We start from the raw sequence: 15829 nt of genomic DNA, 5'->3' as shown, positions 1-15829 counted from the left end.
CGCAGCGGCATCCGCTCATGAACACCGCTCGCGCTCATCCCATGTCCTTTACCGGAGGCGAACGTGCCAGGATTACTTCCCGATGTCGACCGCGACGGGCTTCTCGAATACTCGGTCGTGTACACCGACCGGTCGATCAATCACATGTCGCAGCGCTTCCAGGGCGTGATGCGCGACATTTCCGCTGCGCTGAAGAAGGTCTACAACGCGAAGGCGGTCGCAATCGTCCCGGGCAGCGGGACGTTCGGCATGGAAGCCGTGGCCCGGCAGTTCGCGACGAACAGGAAGTGCCTCGTCATCCGCAACGGCTGGTTCAGCTTCCGCTGGTCGCAGATTTTCGACATGGGCAGCATTCCGTCCGAGTCGATCGTGCTGAAGGCGCGTCCGGTCGAAGCGGGCAGACAGGCCGCCTTTGCGCCGGCGCCGATCGATGAAGTCGTCGCGGCGATTCGCGAGCACAAGCCGGATCTGGTGTTCGCGCCGCACGTCGAAACCGCGTCGGGGATGATGCTGCCCGATGCGTATCTGCGTGCGGTCGCCGACGCCGTGCATGCGGTGGGCGGCATGTTCGTGCTCGATTGCATCGCGTCCGGCACGATCTGGGTCGACATGGAGGCGAGCGGTGTCGACGTGCTGATCAGCGCACCGCAAAAGGGCTGGAGCGCGTCGCCCGGCTGTGCGCTGGTGATGCTCGGTGCGCTCGCCCGCGAGCGCATCGATGCGACGACGAGCACCAGTTTCGCGTGCGATCTGCGCAAGTGGCTGCAGATCATGGAAGCGTACGAAAGCGGCGGGTTCGCGTATCACGCGACGATGCCCACGGACAGCCTCGCGATGCTGCGCGACGTGATCAAGGAAACGGACGCGTACGGCTTCGACAAGGTGAGGGCGGAACAACTGGAGCTCGGCACGCGGATTCGTGCGTTGCTCGCCGGGAAGGGGTTCCGGAGTGTCGCGGCCGAAGGCTTCGAGGCACCGGGCGTCGTCGTCTGTTATACCGATGACGACGATATCCGGTCCGGCAAGAAATTCGCCGATGTCGGCATGCAGATCGCGGCCGGCGTGCCGTTGCAATGCGATGAGCCGGCGGATTTCAAGACTTTCCGGATCGGCTTGTTCGGGCTCGACAAGCTGAATGACGTCGATGCGGCGGTTGCGCGGTTCGCGAGTGCGCTGGAGCGGGTGCTGTAGCGCGTCGCCGATCCAGGCATGAATTGCGGCGCATGACGTGACGAGATCGATCCGATCACGCGTCACGGATGCGCCGCGTTTCCCGGATGCCGCCGCGATTGTCCGGCGCGGTCGGCACATAGCATTTGCGTGACCGTTCGGCTCCGTTCACGACATTCAGCCGGTCCAGGTGCCTACGTTGATGCACGGGGACGCGTTGCTGGTTCCTGCCTCAATGCTTCGGCGATATCCAATGCTGCTTTTTGCAGCTCGGGCACATAGCGACGAGTGGCATCTTCGAGACTTACCGCGCGCGACAGGAAGACGACATTGAGACTGGCGATCACGCGTTCGTCCGCGCTGATCGCGACCGCCACCGCGCCGATTTTCGCCTGCGCGGTCCAGTCGCCGTGATTCGATCCGAAACCATCTTCGCGCACACGCCGGATCAGCTTGCGCACGAGCGTATCGTTTCTCGCGAACGCCTGTTGTTCTTCACCGCCCGCGCCGGAGCGCAACAGGTCCAGAATATCCTCGCGCTCCTCATCGGGGCACATGGCGAAGTAGGCGCGGCCCGCAGCCGTCAGCAACATCGGCAAACGCCGCCCTACCATCGCGCGATGAAACGACAGCCGGCTGAAGCGGTGCGTCGTCTCGCGGATGATCATCGCGTCGCCATCGGGCGTGGTCAGATCGGATGGCCACGCGACGCGCTGCAGCAGCTGCCCCATGATCGGCGGCGCCACGGTGGCGATGCGCTCGGTATCGGTGAAGCCTTCGCTCAAGGAACGCACGGCGAGCGTCAGGCGGAAGCTGTCGTCCGATGTGCTGCGGCGCACGAATCCTTCCTCCATCAACGTTTCGAGCAGGCGGCGCACCGTAGTGCGATGCAGGCCGGTCAGATCGGCGATCTGCTGACTCGTCGCGCGTCCGTTTTCCATCGCGTTCAGAGCCCGCAGTACCTGGAGGCCGCGCGCCAGTCCGCGCACGTTCGTGTAGGTCGTCACGGAAAAATCCCATTGAAATCAACAATGTGCATTCTATGCACATTCCGGAGATTTTGTTGAGGGTGTTTTCCGCCATCCATAAACTGCGTCCATAAGCTGAACGATCGAGAGCCAGGCGCTTCGTCGGTTCGGCACATCGGACAAGCCCAGTCAGGAGACAAGCATGCGCCCCGCCTTTGAACCGGCGGCCGGCAACGGCCGCACTCATCCTCACGAAACGACACATCGTTCGATCGACGCAGATGTCGCCATCATCGGCGCGGGCCCGGTCGGCCTGATGATCGCGAACATTCTCGGCCTGCAGGGCGTGCGCGTCGTCGTGATCGAGAAGCTCGCGCAGATCATCGACTATCCGCGCGCCATCGGCCTCGACGACGAAGCACTGCGCGTATTCCAGTCGGTCGGCCTTGTCGACGAGCTGCTGCCGCACACCACGCCGAATCACTGGATGCGCTTCACGCTGAAAGGGAAGTGCTTCGCGTCGATCGAGCCGCGCACCGACGAGTTCGGCTGGCCACGCCGCAATGCCTTCATCCAGCCGCTCGCCGACCAGATTCTGTACCGCGGTCTCGGGCGTTTCGGGAATGTATCGACGCTGCTTGGCCACAGTGTCGACAGCTTCGCGCAGGACGAGAGCGGGGTGACCCTCGACGTGACAGACGCGAACGGTGCGAAGACAACGATCCGTGCCGCGTACATGGTCGGCGCGGACGGCGGCAACAGTTTTGTGCGCCGCGCGCTCGACGTGCCGTTCGAAGGCCGCACGAAGCCGAATCAATGGATCGTGATCGACGTGCGCAACGACCCGATCGGCTCTCCGCATGTCTATCTGCATTGCGACGCGCGGCGTCCCTACGTTTCGGCGGCGCTGCCGCACGGCATCCGGCGCTTCGAATTCATGGTGATGCCGGGCGAGACGGAGGAGGAACTGTCGAAACCGGAGAACATGGCGACGTTGGTGCGCGGGGTCGTCGACGATCCTGACAAGGTGGACTACATTCGCCGGCGGGTCTATACGCACAACGCGCGGCTCGCGAGCACCTTCCGCGTCAAGCGCATCCTGCTCGCGGGGGACGCAGCGCACATCATGCCGGTGTGGCAGGGGCAGGGCTACAACAGCGGCATTCGTGACGCGAGCAATCTCGGCTGGAAGCTTGCGATGGTCGTGAAAGGCACCGCGCACGACGCGCTGCTCGATACCTACACGACGGAGCGGCGTGCCCATGCGCGCTCGATGATCCACCTGTCGGAGGTCGCGGGCGATATCTTCGCGCCGACGAGCTTCTTCGGATCGAAAGTGCGTGACGCGTTCGTGCGCTGCTTCGATGTGCTGCCCTCCATGAAGCGCTATTTCGTCGAGATGCGCTTCAAGCCGATGCCGCGCTATGAAGAGGGTGTCGTGCTTCTGGCTCGACGCACGCGGTCCGAAGGGCAGCTCGCGCGCATGATCGCGAAGCGCGGACACGGCGCGTTCGGCAGGCTGGTCGGTTTGATGAGCGAGAAACGTGAATCGCTGATCGGGCGGATGGTGCACGGCCGCGATGCGCAGGCTGGCACTCCTGTGGGCCGCATGTTCATCCAGCCACGCGTGCGTCTGGTGGATGGCAGCATCGTCCGGCTCGACGATGCGATCGGCAACCGCTTCGCGATCGTGGGGTGGGGCACGGACCCGACCTTCGGCCTGACTCCCGAGGCACGCCGCATCTGGAACGCGCTTGGGGGGTGTTTCGTGATCGCGAAGCCCGACCCGCAGCTCGCTTTTCACGACGACGTGCCTGACGACGTGATCGCCGTTGGCGATGTCGACTCGCGCCTGCGCGACTGGTTCGCGCGCGTGCCCGAATCGGTCGTGCTGTTGCGGCCCGACCGCTTCGTGGCCGGCATGTGCTCGCCGCAATGTGTATCGGATTGCGTGTCGCAGCTTGCGCAACGGCTGTCGCTTGTTGTGGCAACGGGCGCGACGGCCAACGGCGCGACGTTCGCGCACGCCGCCGACCTGGTAGGGGCCTGAGATGCCGATCCATCTCGAATGCATGTCGCACACGCCCTTGCACGGGTATTTCGACCCCAGTCCGGAAGTCGTCGCGGAGGTCGAGCTGGTGCAGCGCGCGGCGCGCGAGCGGGTCGATGCGTTCGATCCGGAGCTGGTGATCGTGTTCGCGCCGGACCACTACAACGGATTTTTCTACGACGTGATGCCGCAGTTCTGCATCGGCGTGAGTGCGACGGCCATCGGCGATTTCGGCAGCGCGGCCGGCCCGTTGCCCGTCGCGCGCGATGTGGCGCTCGCGCTCGCCGATGCCGCACTCGCGAGCGATATCGACGTAGCCGTTTCGTATCGCATGCAGGTCGATCACGGCTGCGCGCAGGCGCTCGAGGTACTCACCGGTGGCATCGACCGCTATCCCGTGGTGCCCGTTTTCATCAACTCGGTTGCGCCGCCGATGGCGTCGTGCCGCCGCGCCCGGCTGCTCGGCGATGCGATTGGCCGTGCCGTCGCGCGCATGCCGCGGCGCGTGTTGCTGATCGGCTCGGGCGGTATTTCGCATGAGCCGCCGGTGCCGGAAATCTCGGGCGCGGACGATGTCGTCGCGGAACGGTTGATCGCGGGGCGCAACCCGTCGCCGGCGTCGCGCGATGCGCGGCAGTCGCGCACCGTCGCGGCGGCCAAGGCATTCGCGGCGGGTGACAGCCGGCTGCATCCGCTCAATCCCGCATGGGACCAGAAATTTCTCGAACTGCTCGAACGCGGTGAACTCACCGCCGCCGATGGCTTCACGAACGAAGCGATCACGCGTGAGGCAGGCAAGTCCGCACATGAGATCCGCACGTGGGTTGCGGCATTCGGTGCGCTTGCGGCGAGCGGTCGTTACGAGGCATCGATCGATTACTACCGTGCGATTCCGGAATGGATCGCGGGCTTCGGCGCGATGCACGCGCGAGAACGGACTCTTTCCAGGAGATAGAACCATGTCGGATGACAGCAACATTCTTTCGATGGCCGCGCGCCTGCGTGAGGCGCAGTCCTTGCGTCGGACGATCGCGCCACTGCGCGATACGTGTCCCGAAGGCGATCCGGCACTCGCGTACGCGATCCAGCAGATCAACAACGACTTGCGCGCGGCGAACGGCGAGCGCGTCGTCGGCAGGAAGATCGGCCTGACTTCGCCCGCGGTGCAGAAGCAACTCGGCGTCGATCAGCCCGACTTCGGCGCGTTGTTCGCGTCGATGGCTTACGGCGACAGCCAGCCGATGCCGCTCGCCTCGTTGATTCAGCCGAAGGTCGAAGCGGAGATCGCACTCGTGCTCGACCGCGACCTGACCGCCGAGAAACACACCTTCGCGGATCTGATCTCGGCGACCGCGTATGCGGTGGCCGCGATCGAGGTCGTCGACAGTCGCATCCGCGACTGGGATATCCGGTTTTTCGACACCGTCGCGGACAACGCGTCGAGCGCGCTGTTCGTGCTCGGTAGCCGGCCGGTGCTGCTGCGCGATATCGAGCTGAGCGCGTGTGCCATGACGCTCACGCAGGACGGCGAAGTGCTTTCACGCGGCAATGGAAGTGCGTGCCTCGGCAATCCACTGAATGCGGCTGCGTGGCTCGCGGATCGGATGGTTCGACTCGGCACGCCGCTGCGCGCCGGCGACATCGTGCTGACGGGTGCGCTCGGCCCGATGGTCGCGGTGAACGCGGCCGGCACTTATACGGCACACATCGAAGGGCTCGGCGGTGTGTGCGCCAGTTTCAGCGAATGACGGACGGAGACATTTCCATGGCAGCAGACAACACCAAGTGCAAAGCCGCGATCATCGGATCGGGCAACATCGGCACCGACCTGATGATAAAGATCATGCGTCGCAGCCGGCATCTCGAAGTCGCGGCGATGGTTGGCATCGATCCGGCCTCGGATGGTCTCGCGCGCGCGGCGAAGCTCGGCGTGGCGACGACGCATGACGGCGTGGAAGGGCTTGCGCGCCTGCCCGTGTTCGACCAGATCGACTTCGTGTTCGATGCGACGTCTGCCGGCGCACATGTGGCGAACGACGCGTTCCTGCGCACGCTCAAGCCAGGCATCCGCATGATCGATCTGACGCCCGCTGCCATCGGCCCGTACTGCGTGCCGGTGGTGAACCTCGACGCGCAACTCGATGCGCCGAACGTGAACATGGTCACGTGCGGCGGACAGGCGACGATCCCGATGGTCGCGGCAGTGTCGCGGGTCGCGAAGGTGCATTACGCGGAGATCGTCGCGTCGATCAGCAGCAAGTCGGCGGGACCTGGCACGCGCGCCAACATCGACGAGTTCACCGAGACGACGTCGAAGGCGATCGAAGCGGTCGGCGGTGCCGGCAAGGGCAAGGCGATCATCGTGCTCAACCCGGCCGAGCCTCCGCTCATGATGCGCGACACGGTCTATGTGCTGTCCGAAGCGGCAGACCGGACGCTGATCGAAACGTCCGTCGATCAGATGGCCGCGGCGGTCCAGGCCTATGTGCCCGGCTATCGTCTGAAGCAATCCGTGCAGTTCGACGACATCCCCTCCGCTGCGCCGTTGCATATTCCCGGACTCGGCCGTTTCAGCGGACTGAAGACCTCGATCTTCATCGAAGTGGAAGGCGCGGCACATTATCTGCCGGCCTACGCGGGCAATCTCGACATCATGACTTCCGCCGCGCTGGCAACGGCCGAACGCATGGCCGCGTCGCTCGTGAACGCCTGAAGCAAGGAGCACCCGATCATGGACAAAAAACTCTATATCTCCGATGTGACGCTGCGCGACGGCATGCACGCGATCCGTCATCAGTATTCGATTCAGAACGTGCAGGACATTGCTCGCGCGCTGGATGACGCGAAGGTCGACAGCATCGAGGTCGCACATGGCGACGGCCTGCAGGGTTCGAGCTTCAACTACGGCTTCGGCGCGCACAGTGATCTGGAATGGATCGAGGCGGTAGCCGATGTGGTGAAGCACGCGAAAATCGCGACGCTGCTGCTGCCCGGCATCGGCACGATTCACGACCTGAAGGCCGCGTACGACGCGGGCGCGCGTGTCGTACGTGTCGCGACCCATTGCACGGAAGCGGACATTTCGAAGCAGCACATCGAATATGCGCGCAGCCTCGGCATGGATACCGTCGGCTTTCTGATGATGAGCCACATGACCACGCCCGACCACCTCGCTATCGAGGCGAAGAAGATGGAAAGCTACGGCGCGACCTGCGTGTACGTGGTCGATTCCGGCGGCGCGATGAACATGAACGACATCCGTGCGCGCTTCAGGGCGCTCAAGGCCGTGCTTCGCCCCGAGACCCACACGGGCATGCATGCCCATCACAACCTGAGCCTCGGCGTGGCCAACTCGATCGTTGCGGTCGAGGAGGGGTGCGACCGCATCGATGCGAGCCTGGCGGGCATGGGTGCGGGAGCGGGCAATGCCCCGCTCGAAGTGTTCATCGCGGCGGCCGAGCGCCTTGGCTGGCATCACGGCACCGATCTCTATCGCCTGCTCGATGCGGCCGACGATATCGTCCGCCCGTTGCAGGACCGACCGGTGCGGGTGGACCGCGAAACGCTCGCGCTCGGCTATGCGGGCGTGTATTCGAGCTTCCTGCGGCATTCTGAAATCGCGGCGAAGAAGTACGGCCTGAAAGCCGTCGACATTCTCGTCGAGCTCGGCAAGCGACGCATGGTGGGCGGTCAGGAAGACATGATCGTCGACGTCGCGCTCGATCTGAAGAAGCGCGAAGCACGCGCCTGAGCCATTCGGTGTGCCACGCGCCATGAAGAGCGCTGCATCGTTCAACCTGGAGACATCAATGAAAACGTCAACGGCTTCCCCCCCGCGCGCCGGCAGCGCCATCACCATCGGCCTGTGCTTCGCAGTCGCGCTCCTCGAAGGGCTCGATCTGCAATCCACCGGCATCGCCGCACCGCGCATGGCACGCGAGTTTCATCTCGCTGCCGCGCAACTCGGCTGGGCATTCGGCATCGGCGCGCTCGGTCTGCTGCCGGGCGCGGCGATTGGCGGCAGGCTCGCGGATCGCATCGGCCGCAAGCGCGTGCTGATGATGTCGGTTGCGCTGTTCGGGATATTCTCGATCGCAACGACCCAGGTGTGGGATCTGCAGAGCCTGCTCGTCGCGCGCTTTCTCACGGGCCTCGGTCTCGGCGCTGCGATGCCGAACCTGATCGCACTGTGTGCGGAGGCGGCAGCGCCCGGACAACGCAGCACGGCGGTCGGCGCGATGTACTGCGGCATGCCCTTCGGAGCGGCGCTCGCGGCGGTAATCGGCATCGTCAGCCCGAGCGTCGAGGCCTGGCGGCATATCTTCTATGTCGGCGGGATCGGCCCGCTGCTGACCTTGCCGCTGCTTGCGCTTTTCATAAAGGAGTCGACGCACTTCGTCGCGGCTGGCCAGGGTGCGACCCATGAGTCGAAGGACGGCATCGCGCGCGCGCTCTTCAGTGACGGGCGTGCGGTGACGACCATCGCGCTGTGGATCAGCTATTTGGGGACGCTGATCGTGCTGTACTTCTTGATGAACTGGTTGCCCTCGATGGTGCTCTCGCGCGGCCTCACGCCGGTACAGGCAAGCATCGTGCAGATGATGTTCAACATCGGCGGCGGCGTCGGTGCGATCGTGATCGCCGGCCTGATGGATCGCATCGGCAAGCGCGTGGTCGTGGTCGGCATGTATACCGGCATCGCGACTGCGTTGCTTGCGCTCGCCAGCGCGAACGGCGGCACGTCGATGGCATTGGGCGGCCTGCTGGCGGGCCTGTTTCTCGTCGGCACGCAGTCAGTGCTGTACGCGCTCGCCGGTGCAACGTATCCGACGCGGGTTCGAGGCACGGGCGTCGGCGCGGCGGTGGCCGTCGGCCGCGTCGGCTCGATGGTAGGCCCGCTGATCGCCGGGCAACTGTTTGCGCTCGGCCAGAGCGCGTCGATGCTCGTGATCTCCAGCATTCCGCTCATCGTGATCGCGGCGCTCGGCGCGCTCGCGGTGGTCGGGAAATTTCCGCGCGAGTCGGCCGACGGCTCGCGCACGTTTGGAACCGAATCAATCTGACGAAGGATCTCGACATGACTGACACTGTGACTCATAGCGAAGCCGCGACCAGCAAGTACGTGAACGTGGTGGAAGGCGGCACGGAACTGCGCGTGCACTGCAACGACACCGGCGCGGGCAAGGAAACGCTCGTTCTGCTGCACGGCTCCGGTCCGGGCGCGAGCGGCTGGGCGAACTTCCATCGCAATGTGGACGCGTTCGCGAACGCGGGTTATCGCGTGATCCTCGTCGACTGTCCCGGCTGGGGCAAGAGCGATTCGATCGTCTGCACCGGCTCGCGCTCCGACCTCAACGCGCGCGTGCTGAAGGGCGTGCTGGATACGCTCGGCATCGAGCGCGCGCATCTCGTCGGCAACTCGATGGGCGGGCATAGCGCGGTGGCCTTTGCGCTGTCGTATCCGGAGCGCGTCGGCAAGCTGGTGCTGATGGGCGGCGGCACGGGCGGTCCGAGCCAGTTTGTGCCGATGCCGACCGAAGGCATCAAGCTGCTGCAAGGGCTGTATCGCAACCCTACGCTCGAGAACCTGAGGAAGATGCTCAATGTGTTCGTCTACGATGCGAGCACGATGACGGAAGAGCTGATGCAGACGCGGCTCGATAATATGCTGGCGCGGCGCGATCATCTCGAGAACTTCGTGAAGAGTCTGGCGGCCAATCCGAAGCAATTTCCGGACTACGGTCACCGGCTGAACGAAATCAAGGCGCCCGCGCTCGTGATTTGGGGGCGCGATGACCGTTTCGTGCCGATGGATGTCGGCCTGCGGCTCGTTTGGGGTATGCCGAACGCCGATCTGCATGTGTTCGGGCGCTGCGGGCACTGGGCGCAATGGGAGCACGCGGAGCGATTCAACCGGATGGTGCTGGAGTTCCTTCTCCAACAACAAGCCGTTTAGTCTGCTTTCCGCAATCCCTCCGTCGGGCGGCTTCTGTGCTTCGAAAGCGGCCGTCGACGGGCACCGGCGTCGTACGACCGAGATGGGTCGGTGACCGTCGACCGCGTGCGGCGGTAGCCGGGCACCAGCTGACATTTGGCGTCTGAAGTCGAAATGCTGGCTTCTCGGCTATCTCCGGCCGCTCCTGATATGAGTCCCTCCCGGACAAGCGCACGTCCGCTGCCGAGCAAGCGAGCAGACTATTTCCCCGCCGACAGATCCGGGAGCGACAGGAAACGAGGGCATTCGCCTCCAAGGAATAGGCCGACTATCAAACTCAAACTCGACTACGTTGGCGCGTCGTTGCGAATACCGATCACGTAACGCGCATTGCGCGCCACGGACGGGTCTGGATCGGCGGCCAGCCGGGCAAGCAGGGCCGACGCCGTGCCATTGAATTCGGCGACCGCCTGACAAATCCGTACACGGGTCGGGACATCGGCTCGACCGTCCGAGATCGCTGCTTCAAAGCGCTCCACAATTTGCCTTGCGATCGCGGGGTCTTCCGCTAAATCGGCTAACGCATCGGCCGCCTCGACATCGTGAGTCCCGCCAAGGACCTGCTCGATCAGCAGGGGAATGGCGTCGCGTATCCCCCATCCGCCAAGCACCCGCGCAGCGCGATACCGCACGCGCTCCGCGGGGTCGAGGAGCGAGCCACGCAAGGTCTCCACCGCATCGGAACCGCCGAGTTTCGCCAGCGCGAGCACGGCCCGTTCGCGTACTGCCGGATCGGGCTGTTGAAGCGCAGCGCCAAGTACGCTGGCGCCGCTGCCTACGGTTCTTCCAAGCGCCCAGTGCAGCGCACCTGCGACATTCGGCTCTTGTTCCTGGAGCAGTGCGTGGGCGATGAGTGCTGCAAGCGGAGCATCGCTGGACGCGGCGTCAAACGCAGCACGCTGTCTCTCAGGCGCATGCGTTGACTCCAGTCTTTTCAACAGATGCACGACCTCAAGCACTGCTGACCAATCATCGGGAGAGGTGGCGGACACAGAAGTCAGCCGGCAAAGCAACGCTTGCTCTGCGGCCACCCGCTCGCGGCTGCGAACCATCAGCGCGTCAATGAGCACATCGGGGTGAGGCGCCTGTTGGCTGAGCGCCTGACGCACCTCGGCCAGCCCAAGGCCCAGCGAACGCAGGCTCTCCACCTGGAACAGGCGCAAGGCATCGGCTTGCGAATACTCGCGGTATCCCGCTTCCGTACGTCCCGATGGGCTGACCAGTCCGATCGCGTCGTAGTGCCGCAGCATGCGCGCGCTGACGCCGGAACGATTGGCCAACTCGCTGATGCGCATCACTTGTCTCCGGTGTCATCTGGTTCACGCCGCGTCGTGTCTCGGCCTTGGCTCCCATCGAGCCTCGAAAATTCTAACAAACCGCCAACGGCTTCCATCACCTCGGCCAATACGTGGCTCATCACATCGATCGCCGTCAACCCGCCTATTCATCGGCGTAGGGCGACGGTGCACCTGCGCGCCACGCACCGGCTGGATCGAGCACAAACGCACTCTCCGGGTCCGCGATGAGCCTGAGGCTCGCGCAGGCATGAACGCGAACCGCCGGGTCCGTGTGTCGGGCCGCCGCATCGAGCGGGGCCATGGCGTCGTCTCCAAGCATGAGTAAGGCTCGGCTCAGACTGCGCTTGAGGTCCTTGTCGCCGCGGCCCAGCTCGCGAACCAGTTCGCGTGCCAAGGCGGCTCGTTGCCAGATCGGCACCAGCCCTGCCGCGGTGCGCCACGCAGTTCGTGCCACCTCAGGATCGGGGTCATGTAGATGCCCGCTCGTGATCGCTGACCAGGTTGCGGGGTCGCCGATCTTCGAGAGCGTATGCAGCGCCTGGCTACGCGCTTGCGCCAACGGCGAGCGCAGCTCGTCAAGCAGCAATGGCAAGGTCAGATCCTGCGCATGCCGGGTGAGCGCCCAGGTGAGCATGTCGCGAACGAAGAAATCCGGTTCGACACCGCAACGCTTCACCAGTAGCGTGATCTGGCCTGGATCGGGAGCCGTGCCGGCACCCAGCGCAGCCGCAAGACGGAGCGAAGCGTCCGGATGCTCGAGTGCCGTGGTCAGTGCGTGACGGGAAGTCGGGGGATAGTGACGGGTCATGAACGCCTCCTCGCCCGACAGTGGACGCCTTGTCACTGTGACAAGGTCAAGCGTTTTCGGGCGAGGGGCGAATTGCACGCCCAGGCAGCCGTTCGTGGGGCCGATTACCGCTTCCTCCGCGGGTGAGGGGCGGCGGGTGGCCACAAAGAGACGTTTACCTGTTTCTCTACCGAGACATCTGGACGTCCGGTCCTAGCTCAGCCTCCGCCACTGCCATCGCCCTGCGCGTGACCAGCTCGCCGAGTGCAACGTCGGCAAGCGCAATCCCAAGCGATTTGAAGACCGTTATATCGGCTTGCGAGCGCGTCCCGGCAACTCCATTGGCGATGACATCGCCGAGTTCCGCAACGGTGCTCCAGTCAACGACACCCGGCGCCGCCATCAGCAGATCCCCCGCCTCTTTCTCTGCCTGCTCTAGTGATTCGACAACAATCATGCCGGCCCGGGAAAGCGTCGTATCGTCCACTTCGCGTGCGCTTGGCTTGCTGGAGCCGATCGCTGCGACGAAGGTTCCTGGTTTGAGGTCGGCGCCGTCGAAGAGCGGGACCGTGCTGCGGGTTGCAGTGACAACGACGTCGGCCACCTGCACCGCTGTTTCTGCGGTTGAGGCCTCAAAGCGTACGCCAGCGTAACGCGCCTGCATTTGCGCAATCGCTTCCTGCACGCCCTCGATGCCGACCACCAGTACGCGCTTGATGCCCGAATTCTCGACAAGCGCCCGGATGTGGGCTCTCGCCTGGACGCCAGTTCCGAACACGGCCAGAGCCTCAGCATCGGTGCGGCCAAACGTATCAAACGCGACGCGGGTTACCGCCGCTGTGCGGTATTCCGTGAGTGCGCCGCCGTGGATAATGGAGAGCAACCTGCCGTCACGAGTGGAAAACAACGGAATCACGAAGTCGAAGACGCCGTTGTGCGTCGAGTAGACCTTCGCACCGCACACGCCGGCAGCGGGCAGAATTGCCCCCATCGTGCTCAACGACACGTTTTCGCCGAGCGTGCGCACGCGTGACTGAATCTTTGCGTGCCGGCGGCCTTGTTCAGCAAGCGCAAAGCGCATTGTTTCAATGGCGTCGCCCATGGTGATCAGCCGTTGAACCTGATCGTCGGTAATGATGTACATGGTATTTCCTGGCAGGGTTCAGAAGCGGTAGAAGGCTGCCTGCAATGCGCGGCGGTCATCCGGATGGCTGAGCATCGCCAGCATCAGGAGAATGCGAGCCTTTTGAGGCGCCTGATCGTCGACGACGATCCAGTCATAGTCGTCGTCAGGCTGCGCGCCGTTGCGCACGACTATGCCACTGCCTGTGCGCGAAGCCCTCACCACGTGCATGCCGCCGCGCGTTGCCTCCCGCAGCGGCCCGACCATATGCTCCGCGATGTTGCCGTTGCCGGTGCCAGCGAAGACAAGGCCGCGCGCATCCGCTGCAATGGCGCGGACGAGACTACTGCCAAGCGCGCCGTAGGCGTAGACGACGTCGACTTTTGGCAACGCCTTGATGTCGTCGATGGACCACGGGGTGGAAACAGTATGATCGCGCGATGGCATGCGGTAGTAGCGAGGCTTGCCTTGGGTCACGTAACCAAGCGCGCCGTAGGGCGAGCGGAATGCCTCGAGCTTGAAGCTGTTTGTCTTCGTAACGTCTCGAGCAGTGTGGATTTCTTCGTTTGCGACGACAAGCGTTCCCTTTCCATGCGAGGACGGATGAATGGCTACCGCAATCGCGTCGTAGAGATTCAGCGATGCGTCGGAGCTCATCGCCGATGGCGGCCTCATCGAACCAACTACAACGACGGGCTTCACGCTCTTCAACGTCAGATGCAGAAAGTACGCGGTTTCCTCGATGGTGTCAGTGCCGTGCGTGAGAATGACACCGTCTACTGTGTCGTCCTTGAGCACCTCGGACACCCGCTTCCCGATCATGAGCAGGTGCTGTTCGTTGAAGTTCTCTGAGCCCGCCTGCAGCAGCTGTTCTGCGCTCAGGTTTGCGAGCGACGACGCTTCTGGAATGGCCGACAAGATTTCATCAATCGGGAGCACTGAGCACGCGTATGCTGAAGTGTCGACAGCGCTTGCGCCACGGCCGGCAATCGTACCGCCAGTGCCGATGACCACAATATTGGGTTTGTCTTTCATTCGGTATCGACTCGAGGAATTTTTGATTGAGGACAGCCGTGCGCCACAGGCTGCACGGCTCATTGGGCGAGCGCGAAAAAGCTGGACAGCGACGAGTCAGGCTTGCCGTCGATCCAACCCGTGAGCAACGCAGCTGAACCGGAGGCCAACGTAAAACCGAGCGCACCATGCCCGATGTTGAGCCAGAGATTCGGATAACGCGTGGGCCCGATAATCGGCTTGCCGCGTGGCGTGGCGGGACGCAGCCCGGTCCACTCAGTGGCGTCAGCGTGATTGGCTACAACCTGAGGGAACAGCGCGGCGGCCTCCGCATGTAGCGCGGCAACGCGTGATGGATCGGACTTCAGGGAGTACCCGTCTAGGTCGGCCATACCTGCCACGCGCAACCGGTCGCCAAGTCGCGCATAGACCACTTTGCGGGCGAAATCGGTAACACTCAACGTCGGTGCTATTGCCTGAGGTCCCAGCGAGTAGGTCAGGCTGTAGCCCTTGAGAGGATAGACGGGCACACGAACGCCCAATGGCTGGAGCAGGTGCGCAGCGCTTGCCCCGGCAGCTACGACGACATGGTCCGCTTCGAGTGTCCCGCCGCCGCTGCGCGCTACGATGTGTCCGCCTTTGGCGACCTCCAGTGCGTCGATGCGCGTATTCATCGCAAACTGCACGCCGCGTGCCCTCAAAATGGCTTCAAGACCTTTGCTAAAGCGATGGCAATCGGCTGTATCTTCGCTACGCGTATAGATACCGCCGACAATCAGCTCGCGCACATCAGTCAGTGCGGGTTCGAGCGCGACGCATTCGGCCGCAGACAGTGCTTCCTGCTCACAGCCGAGCGAGCGCTGGAAATCAAGCAAATCGATGGCACCCTTCATGGCGGCAGCGTCGCGGTGCAGGACGAGCTTTCCAGAGTGTTGAAAGTCGAAGTCGAGCGTGGGTTCGTCGCGCAGGAGTTGGTGCATGAGCGCGCGGCTCGCAAATGAGAGCGAGAGCAACTCGCGCGTGGTGAGATTGCTACGCCGGTGCGTGCAGGCGAACACGAATTTCAGGCACCAGAGCCACTGCTCGGTGCTCACCGACGGCCGGAAGCGCACTGGCGAATCCCGTCGAGCGAGCCACGCGGGCAGCTTCGACAGCACGCCCGGCCCGGCAAGCGGCGCGACGTAGCTATACGACAACTGGCCGCCATTACCGAAGCTGGTCTCGGCGGCCACATCACCATGCCGGTCGATAACGATGACCTGATGTCCGGCCCGGTTCAGATAGTAGGCGCTCGCCAGACCGACGACACCTGCACCCAATACGGCAATCTGCATGTCGCTTGTTTCCCTGTTTCACGGTGCACTCACACGAGACAGGATGTTGAGCCAGGCGACACCAGCGGAATTGCACTGAAGAGCAAAAAA

Annotated in this window: 14 protein-coding genes; 8 read left to right on the top strand and 6 right to left on the bottom strand. The window is 63.8% G+C overall.

From position 1 onward, the window contains the following. Positions 1-63: 63 nt before the first annotated feature. Complete coding sequence (locus tag DIE02_RS06510; protein WP_124485181.1) at positions 64-1191, top strand: aminotransferase class V-fold PLP-dependent enzyme; 1128 nt, start codon at positions 64-66, stop codon at positions 1189-1191. Positions 1192-1364: 173 nt separating this feature from the next. Here the strand turns inward: DIE02_RS06510 and DIE02_RS06505 are convergent, their stop codons facing one another. Beyond that, positions 1365-2177 carry a DNA-binding transcriptional regulator gene (locus tag DIE02_RS06505; protein WP_124485182.1) on the bottom strand — a complete coding sequence of 271 codons (813 nt, stop codon included), beginning with the start codon at positions 2175-2177 and terminating at the stop codon, positions 1365-1367. A gap of 163 nt (positions 2178-2340) precedes the next feature. Here DIE02_RS06505 and DIE02_RS06500 point away from each other — a divergent pair, with 163 nt between their 5' ends. The 7 genes from DIE02_RS06500 to DIE02_RS06470 are packed head-to-tail and all read left to right on the top strand — an operon-like array spanning position 2341 to position 10144. After that, positions 2341-4188 carry a bifunctional 3-(3-hydroxy-phenyl)propionate/3-hydroxycinnamic acid hydroxylase gene (locus DIE02_RS06500; protein ID WP_124485183.1) on the top strand — a complete coding sequence of 616 codons (1848 nt, stop codon included), beginning with the start codon at positions 2341-2343 and terminating at the stop codon, positions 4186-4188. A 1-nt stretch (position 4189) separates the two neighbouring features. Beyond that, positions 4190-5143, top strand: coding sequence for a 3-carboxyethylcatechol 2,3-dioxygenase (locus tag DIE02_RS06495; protein ID WP_124485184.1), 954 nt, complete (start codon positions 4190-4192; stop codon positions 5141-5143). Positions 5144-5147: 4 nt separating this feature from the next. Beyond that, a complete protein-coding gene (gene mhpD, locus DIE02_RS06490) occupies positions 5148-5936 on the top strand; it encodes a 2-keto-4-pentenoate hydratase (RefSeq protein ID WP_124485185.1) in 789 nt (262 codons plus the stop codon). Positions 5937-5953: 17 nt separating this feature from the next. After that, positions 5954-6901, top strand: a complete 948-nt coding sequence (locus tag DIE02_RS06485; protein ID WP_124485186.1) for an acetaldehyde dehydrogenase (acetylating) — start codon at positions 5954-5956, stop codon at positions 6899-6901. A gap of 15 nt (positions 6902-6916) precedes the next feature. Continuing rightward, a complete protein-coding gene (dmpG, locus tag DIE02_RS06480; protein ID WP_311766789.1) occupies positions 6917-7939 on the top strand; it encodes a 4-hydroxy-2-oxovalerate aldolase in 1023 nt (340 codons plus the stop codon). Positions 7940-7997: 58 nt separating this feature from the next. After that, a complete protein-coding gene (gene mhpT / locus DIE02_RS06475) occupies positions 7998-9251 on the top strand; it encodes a 3-(3-hydroxy-phenyl)propionate transporter MhpT (RefSeq protein WP_124485188.1) in 1254 nt (417 codons plus the stop codon). 14 nt (positions 9252-9265) lie between these two features. After that, positions 9266-10144 (top strand): alpha/beta fold hydrolase, encoded by an 879-nt coding sequence (locus DIE02_RS06470; RefSeq protein WP_124485189.1) that lies wholly within the window; start codon positions 9266-9268, stop codon positions 10142-10144. A gap of 326 nt (positions 10145-10470) precedes the next feature. On the opposite strand, the gene DIE02_RS06465 is transcribed toward DIE02_RS06470, so the two are convergent. The 5 genes from DIE02_RS06465 to DIE02_RS06445 all read right to left on the bottom strand — a co-directional run bounded on the left by DIE02_RS06465 (position 10471) and on the right by DIE02_RS06445 (position 15739). Then, on the bottom strand, positions 10471-11478 hold the full coding sequence (locus tag DIE02_RS06465) for a HEAT repeat domain-containing protein (protein ID WP_124485190.1): 1008 nt from the start codon (positions 11476-11478) through the stop codon (positions 10471-10473). Positions 11479-11623: 145 nt separating this feature from the next. Next, complete coding sequence (locus tag DIE02_RS06460) at positions 11624-12289, bottom strand: HEAT repeat domain-containing protein (RefSeq protein ID WP_124492194.1); 666 nt, start codon at positions 12287-12289, stop codon at positions 11624-11626. A gap of 166 nt (positions 12290-12455) precedes the next feature. Further along, a complete protein-coding gene (locus tag DIE02_RS06455) occupies positions 12456-13412 on the bottom strand; it encodes an ornithine cyclodeaminase family protein (RefSeq protein WP_124485192.1) in 957 nt (318 codons plus the stop codon). A gap of 18 nt (positions 13413-13430) precedes the next feature. Then, on the bottom strand, positions 13431-14489 hold the full coding sequence (locus tag DIE02_RS06450; RefSeq protein WP_124485193.1) for an asparaginase: 1059 nt from the start codon (positions 14487-14489) through the stop codon (positions 13431-13433). Next, positions 14486-15739 carry a D-amino acid dehydrogenase gene (locus DIE02_RS06445; RefSeq protein WP_124485194.1) on the bottom strand — a complete coding sequence of 418 codons (1254 nt, stop codon included), beginning with the start codon at positions 15737-15739 and terminating at the stop codon, positions 14486-14488. The genes DIE02_RS06450 and DIE02_RS06445 overlap by 4 nt, the downstream gene beginning before the upstream one ends. Positions 15740-15829: the final 90 nt, after the last annotated feature.

This window comes from Burkholderia sp. Bp8991 (assembly GCF_003853795.1).
GTDB lineage: Bacteria > Pseudomonadota > Gammaproteobacteria > Burkholderiales > Burkholderiaceae > Burkholderia.
The sequence above is the reverse complement of the archived record's forward strand: the minus strand, read 5'-3'. Positions and strand labels throughout refer to the sequence as shown.

What these genes read in the sequence shown, in the direction of transcription:
- DIE02_RS06500 (WP_124485183.1), top strand. Translation starts at nt 2,341, where the DNA reads ATGCGCCCCGCCTTTGAACCGGCGGCCGGCAACGGCCGCACTCATCCT.
- mhpD (WP_124485185.1), top strand. Translation starts at nt 5,148, where the DNA reads ATGTCGGATGACAGCAACATTCTTTCGATGGCCGCGCGCCTGCGTGAG.
- DIE02_RS06455 (WP_124485192.1), bottom strand. Translation starts at nt 13,412, where the DNA reads ATGTACATCATTACCGACGATCAGGTTCAACGGCTGATCACCATGGGC.
- DIE02_RS06485 (WP_124485186.1), top strand. Translation starts at nt 5,954, where the DNA reads ATGGCAGCAGACAACACCAAGTGCAAAGCCGCGATCATCGGATCGGGC.
- DIE02_RS06450 (WP_124485193.1), bottom strand. Translation starts at nt 14,489, where the DNA reads ATGAGCCGTGCAGCCTGTGGCGCACGGCTGTCCTCAATCAAAAATTCC.
- DIE02_RS06445 (WP_124485194.1), bottom strand. Translation starts at nt 15,739, where the DNA reads ATGCAGATTGCCGTATTGGGTGCAGGTGTCGTCGGTCTGGCGAGCGCC.
- DIE02_RS06495 (WP_124485184.1), top strand. Translation starts at nt 4,190, where the DNA reads ATGCCGATCCATCTCGAATGCATGTCGCACACGCCCTTGCACGGGTAT.
- DIE02_RS06465 (WP_124485190.1), bottom strand. Translation starts at nt 11,478, where the DNA reads ATGCGCATCAGCGAGTTGGCCAATCGTTCCGGCGTCAGCGCGCGCATG.
- DIE02_RS06470 (WP_124485189.1), top strand. Translation starts at nt 9,266, where the DNA reads ATGACTGACACTGTGACTCATAGCGAAGCCGCGACCAGCAAGTACGTG.
- mhpT (WP_124485188.1), top strand. Translation starts at nt 7,998, where the DNA reads ATGAAAACGTCAACGGCTTCCCCCCCGCGCGCCGGCAGCGCCATCACC.
- DIE02_RS06460 (WP_124492194.1), bottom strand. Translation starts at nt 12,289, where the DNA reads ATGACCCGTCACTATCCCCCGACTTCCCGTCACGCACTGACCACGGCA.